Raw genomic sequence first — 5971 nt, forward strand, 5'->3', positions numbered from 1 at the left:
GGCGCCACCCCGCCGCTGATCGAGGCCGAGGGCGAGGCGCGGCTCGCGGGCGATGCCTGGCAGGGCGAGGCGCGGCTGCGGGTGGACCGGGTGGCGCTGGGCGACCTGCCGCAGCACTGGCCCGAGGGCCTCGCGCGCGGCGCGCGTGGCTGGCTGGCCGAGAACCTGACCGCCGGCGTCGCACGCGACGGCGCCTGGCGGATCGGCTTCGAGGGCGATGTCGCCACAGGCGCGGCGCGGGTGACCGGCCTCGAGGGCAGCGCCGAGGCCGAGGACGTGACCGTGCACTGGCTGCGCCCCATCCCGCCGGCCGAGGGCGTGCGCGGGCGGGCGCGCTTCGCCCTGGATGCCATCACCATCGATGTCGCCGCCGGCCAGCAGTCCGGCACCGGGATCGTGGTGCGCGAGGGTTCCGTGCGCATCGCCTTCGACACCGATCCCGAAACGGCGGAGATCGCGCTCGTCACGGCCGGGCCGCTGGCGGATGTCTGGGCGCTGCTGCGCCACCCGCGGCTGCACCTGTTCGACCGTCGCCCGCCGCCCATCGCCACCCTCGGCGGCACGCTGCGCGAGGGGCGCGTTCAGGTCGCCCTGCCGCTGCTGGGCGAGGTGCCGGCCGAGGCCGTGCGTGTCAGCGCCTCGGGCCGGGGGACCGAGGTACGGGTGCCGCGCGCCATCCTCGGGCGCGACATCGAGCGCGGTGCCTTCGACTTCGCCGCCGATACCGAGGGGCTGCGGGTGAGCGGCACCGCGACGCTGGCTGGCATCCAGCTGCGCCTGACGCAGGAGGCGGATTTCCGCCCCGGTCCGCCGAACCAGGTGGTCTCGCGCGAGAGTGCGGTGGGGCGCGCCGACGCGGCGCAGCTGGCCGGGCTCGGGCTCGATCCGCGGCCGCTGGTCGAGGGGCAGGTCGGCATCGACATCCGCGGCGAGACTCGGCGCAACGGCCAGGGACGGCTGCAGCTGCGCACCGACCTGACACCCGCGCGCCTCGCGGTGGAACCGCTCGCCTGGGCCAAGGCGCCCGGCGTGCGCGCGAGCGGCGAGGCGACCATCGTGATGCAGAACGGCGCGCTGGCATCGGTCGACGCCATCCGGATCGAAGCCCCCGACACGCTGCTGCGCGGACGCGCCATCAATCCGCGCGAAAGCATCCCGCAGCGCATCGAGATCCAGCAGGGCAATCTCGGGCGCAACCGCTTCACCGCCGAGATCGTCCCGCCCGCCGGGCGGGGTGGCAACTGGACCATCGGCATGCGCGGGCCGGTGCTCGACCTGGCACCGGTGCTCGCGGCCCCGCCCCCGCCAGTGCCGGGCGCGGAGCAGGCGCCGGGCCCCGGCGCGGTGGTGGAGGCGCGCTTCGAGCGCATGCTGTTGGCCGGGGACAGCGCGCTGACCGGGGTCGCGGCGACGGCGCGGGTCGATGGGCACGGCGTGATCCTGGCGGCCGATGTGCGCGGGGCCGTGGCCGGGGGCAGGCCCTTCGACATGCGCATCGCGCAGCAGGGCGGGCAGCGGCGCCTGCGCATCGACACGGAGGATGGCGGCGGGCTTCTGCGCGCCTTCGGTGTTCTGCGCACCGTGCAGGGCGGGCGGCTCGCGGTCGATGCCACCTATGCCCATGCACGGCCCAATGCCCCGCTGTCGGGCAATGCGACCCTCGAGGATTTCGCGGTGCGCGATGCGCCCGCGCTGGCCAAGCTGCTGCAGGCCATGACGGTGTTCGGCGTGTTCGAGGCGCTGGACCAGCGCGGGCTGTCCTTCGCATCCCTCACCGCGCCCTTCGTGCTGACGCGTGAAGCCCTTGTGCTGAACGATGCGCGCGCCTTCTCGGTCTCGCTCGGCGTCACCGCCAAGGGCCGGATCGACCGGCTGCGCGAGACCATCGACATGGAGGGCACCATCGTGCCCGCCTATGTGTTCAATTCGCTGCTCGGGCGCATCCCGGTGCTCGGGCGGATCTTCAGCCCGGAGCAGGGCGGGGGGCTGTTCGCGGCGACATACCGCATGCGCGGGCCGCTCTCCGACCCCGGTGTCACCGTGAACCCGCTGGCTGCGCTGACGCCGGGGTTCCTGCGCGGGATCTTCGGCATCGGGCAGGATGCGGCGGGCACGGTGCCGGAGCCGCCGCGGTAGCGTGACGCGCGCCGCGCGCCGGCCTAGCCTCCCTCCGTCAGGCAAGGAGCGGGACCATGGCGGGCATCACCAAGGGCGCGGCTGAGACGGCGCTGATGGAGGCCGCGCGGCGCGTGCTGCCCGGCGGCACCTTCGGCAACTTCGCCGCCGACATCGTGATCGCCGAGGGCCAGGGCGGGCATGTGCGCGACGTCTCGGGCAATGACTACATCGACTTCCTGCTGGGGTCCGGGCCGATGTTCATCGGCCACAACCACCCCGCGGTGACCGAGGCGGTGCTGGCGCAGCTCCCCAAGGGCACGACCTTCTTCGCCAACAGCGAGCCGGGCATCCGCCTGGCCGAGGCGATCGTCGACGCCGTGGCCTGCGCCGAGCAGGTGCGCTTCGTCTCCTCGGGCTCCGAGGCGGATGCCTATGCCATGCGCCTCGCGCGTGCGGTGAGCGGCCGGCCGAAGATCGTGAAGTTCGAGGGCGGCTACCACGGCATGTCCGACTGGGGGCTGATGAGCCTGGCGCCGAAGCGCCTCGCGAACTTCCCCGAGGCGGTGCCCGACAGCCCCGGCATCCCGGACGCCATCCGCGCCGAGGTGCTGGTCGCCCCCTTCAACGACACCGAGGCGGCGGTGCGGCTGATCGAGGCGCATGCGACCGAGATCGGCGGCGTCATCGTCGAGCCCTTCCAGCGCCTGATCCCGCCCAGGCCCGGCTTCCTGCAGGCGCTGCGCGAGGTGACCGCGCGGCTCGGGATCCCGCTGATCTTCGACGAGGTCGTGACCGGCTTCCGCTTCGCCTATGGCGGCGCGCAGGAATACTACGGCGTGACGCCGGACATCTGCACGCTCGGCAAGATCATCGGCGGCGGCTTCCCGCTGGCGGCGGTGGCCGGGCGGGCGGAGATGATGAAGCATTTCGACCGTGCGGCGGTCGGCGAGGACGGCTTCCTGATGCAGGTCGGCACGCTGTCGGGCAATCCGGTGGCGGCGGTGGCGGGGCTCGCGACGCTGCAGGTGCTGCGCGAACCCGGCGCCTATGCGGGCGTCTTCGCGACCGGCCGGTCGCTGATGGACGGGCTGACCGGGTTGATCCACGAGGCCGGCATCCCGGCGCAGGTGGTGGGCGATGCCGTGATGTTCGACGTGGTCTATGCCGGTGCCGACCTGCGCGACTACCGCGCGATCCAGCGCCAGGACACCGCGATGCAGAAGCACGTCAACGGCGTGCTGCGCAGCCGCGGCATCCTGAAGGGGGAGGGGAAGTACTACCTCTCCACCGCCCATACCGCGGCGGACGTGGCGCAGACGCTCGACGCCTTCCGCGCGGCGCTGGCGAGCCTGCCGGCGACGCGCCGGGTGGCGTGAAACGCATCGAAAAGCCGGGCCTGGGTCGCTATATCCCCCCGCATGGACATCACCACCTGGCTGCCGCTGCTCGGTTTCGTCGGCGCGAACTTCGTCGTCGCGCTCTCCGGCGCCATCTTCAAACCGGGCGCCTGGTACGAGGGCCTCGCCAAGCCGTCCTGGAACCCGCCCAACTGGGCCTTCGCGCCGGCCTGGACGGTGCTCTACCTGATGAACGCCGTGGCCGGCTGGATGGTGTGGCGCGAGGCGGGGTTCGCCGGGGCGGGCCTGGCCATGGCCGTCTATGGCGTGCAGCTGATCTTCAATGCCGGCTGGTCAGCGGTGTTCTTCGGCATGCGGCGGCCGGATTGGGCCTTCGTGGAAGTGATCGGGCTGTGGCTGTCGATCCTGGCCACCATCATCGTCTTCCTGCCCTTCAGCCAGACGGCCGGGCTACTATTGCTGCCCTACCTTGCGTGGGTGAGCTTCGCGGCTTTCCTGAACCTGACGATCTGGCGACTCAATCCCGTGCGCGCCTGACCGATTGCGGCCCGAGGCCCTGCCCCGGGCCGGAAGCGCAAGGCGCGACCGCGCCCGGACCGTCAGCCGTCGCCGGCGCAGCAGTCCATGCCGCGAAGCCAAGGCGGCCGGATGGCCGCCGCCCGGCGCCTGAGGGTCACCATCACCGCGTGCCCCACATCCTGTCCCCCGCATCGCCCAGACCGGGCCGGATATACCCGTGGTCGTCCAGCGCCCGGTCGATCGCAGCGGTCCATAGCGGCACGTCCGGGTGCCGCTCGTGGAAATGCGCGATGCCCTCGGGTGCGGCCAGCAGGCAGACGAAGCGGATGTCGCGGCAGCCGCGCGCCTTGAAGCGGTCTACCGCCGCCACCGCGGAATGCGCCGTCGCCAGCATCGGGTCCAGCAGCAGCACCATGCGCTCCGCCACGTCGGCCGGCGCCTTGAAGTAGTATTCCACGGCGGCCAGCGTGGCCGGGTCGCGGTACAGCCCGATATGCGCCACCCGCGCCGCGGGCAGCAGCGCCAGCATCCCCTCCAGCATGCCGAGCCCCGCCCGGAGCACCGGTGCGAGCACCAGCTTCCGCCCGGCGATGCGCGGCGCCATCATGGGTTCCAGCGGGGTGGCGATCGGCACCTGCTCGACCGGCAGGTCGCGCGTCACCTCGTAGCAGAGCAGCGCGGCGATCTCGCCGAGCAGCCGCCGGAAGTCGCCGGAGGCGCAGGATTCCTCCCGCATCAGGGTCAGCTTGTGCTGCACCAGCGGGTGGGTGACGTGATGCACCTGGCCGGTCATGCGCTGCGCCGCCCCGCTGCCGTGCCGCCCATCCTCCGCTCCATGCCCGCCACTCCCGATCCGTCGCGCGTGTTTCGCCCAATCCAGGCGCGGGGGCCAGGGCGTCGACGGGATATCAATTTCAGGTTGAATTACACGGATCATTTATCGACTATATTCAGCGATGCCCGACACCGGCCTGCGCCCCGACATGTCGCTTCCCGCCATTGCCCCGGCGGGAGAGGTGGTGGTGATCGGCCTCGGCTATGTCGGGCGGCCACTGGCGCTGGAGGCCGCGGCGGCCGGCTTCGCCGTCACCGGCTTCGACCTCAGCGCGGATGCCGGGCGCGCCACCCAGGCCACCTGGCAGGACGCCGGCCGGAAGGGCGGCACGCTGCGCACCACCGCCGACGCCACGGCGCTGCCCCCGGCCGCCACTTGGCTCGTCTGCGTGCCCACGCCCCTCGACGCGACCGGGCAGCCCGACCTCTCGGCGGTGGCAGCCGCCTTCGCCACCTGTCGCGGCCGCATGCCGCGCGGCGCGCTCGCCTGCCTGGTCTCGACCTGCCAGCCGGGGGCGACCAACGGGCTGTGCCGCGCCGCGCTCGAGCAGGAGGGTTGGCGGGTCGGTCGCGACGTGTTCCTCGCAGTATCGCCCGAACGGGAGAATCCCGGGGACGCGCAAGGCGGCCCACGGCGAATCCCGCGCCTGCTGGGCGCGCCCGACGCGGCCTCGATGGCGCGCGCCCGCGCCTTCTGGGACCGCGTGACCGACACGGTGGTCCCGGTCACGACACCCGAGGTCGCCGAATGCGCCAAGCTGCTCGAGAACACCTACCGCCTGGTCAATGTCGCGCTGATCGACCAGCTGCACGCCGCCTTCGCCGCCCTGGGCGTGCCGACGCGCGAAGTGGTGGCGGCGGCGGCGACCAAGCCCTTCGGCTTCGCGCCGTTCTGGCCCGGGTTGGGGGCGGGCGGCCACTGCATCCCGATCGATCCGGCCTATCTGCAGATGGAGGCGCGGCGCGCCGGCGCGCCTTCCCGCCTGCTGGACCTGGCGCTGGCCGGCAACGCCGCGCGGCCGGGTCGCGTCGCGGCTGCGATCGCCGAGGCCTTCGGCGGCAGCCTGGAGGGCCGGCGCATCCTGGTTGCCGGCGTCACCTACAAGCCCGACGTGGCCGACCTGCGCGGCGCGGCGCCGCTG

The 5971-nt window shown here is 73.1% G+C and carries 5 protein-coding genes; 4 read left to right on the forward strand and 1 reads right to left on the reverse strand.

Annotated elements, in window-relative coordinates; translation table 11 throughout:
• The 3 genes from HW578_RS21725 to HW578_RS21735 form a co-directional block, all read left to right on the forward strand.
• The coding region (locus HW578_RS21725) for an AsmA-like C-terminal region-containing protein (RefSeq protein ID WP_198372807.1) at window positions 1-2136 on the forward strand (2136 nt) is incomplete at its 5' end.
• Between the two features lie 56 nt (window positions 2137-2192).
• A complete protein-coding gene (locus tag HW578_RS21730) occupies window positions 2193-3494 on the forward strand; it encodes an aspartate aminotransferase family protein (protein ID WP_198372808.1) in 1302 nt (433 codons plus the stop codon).
• Between the two features lie 42 nt (window positions 3495-3536).
• Window positions 3537-4013: a TspO/MBR family protein gene (locus tag HW578_RS21735; RefSeq protein ID WP_198372809.1), complete on the forward strand. Its 477-nt coding sequence runs from the start codon at window positions 3537-3539 to the stop codon at window positions 4011-4013.
• A gap of 142 nt (window positions 4014-4155) precedes the next feature.
• Here the strand turns inward: HW578_RS21735 and upp are convergent, their stop codons facing one another.
• The gene (gene upp / locus HW578_RS21740; protein WP_198372810.1) at window positions 4156-4788 is read right to left on the reverse strand and encodes a uracil phosphoribosyltransferase; all 633 of its coding nucleotides are present in this window, start codon (window positions 4786-4788) and stop codon (window positions 4156-4158) included.
• Window positions 4789-4951: 163 nt separating this feature from the next.
• Between upp and HW578_RS21745 the strand changes: the two genes are divergently transcribed.
• On the forward strand, window positions 4952-5971 hold a 1020-nt coding region (locus HW578_RS21745), incomplete at its 3' end, for a nucleotide sugar dehydrogenase (protein ID WP_198372811.1).

The sequence above is a fragment of the Roseomonas rosulenta genome (genome assembly GCF_016106005.1).
Classification (GTDB): domain Bacteria; phylum Pseudomonadota; class Alphaproteobacteria; order Acetobacterales; family Acetobacteraceae; genus Neoroseomonas; species Neoroseomonas rosulenta.

Coding starts and splice junctions, on each gene's coding strand:
- HW578_RS21730 (WP_198372808.1), top strand. CDS start 2,193: ATGGCGGGCATCACCAAGGGCGCGGCTGAGACGGCGCTGATGGAGGCC.
- HW578_RS21735 (WP_198372809.1), top strand. CDS start 3,537: ATGGACATCACCACCTGGCTGCCGCTGCTCGGTTTCGTCGGCGCGAAC.
- upp (WP_198372810.1), bottom strand. CDS start 4,788: ATGACCGGCCAGGTGCATCACGTCACCCACCCGCTGGTGCAGCACAAG.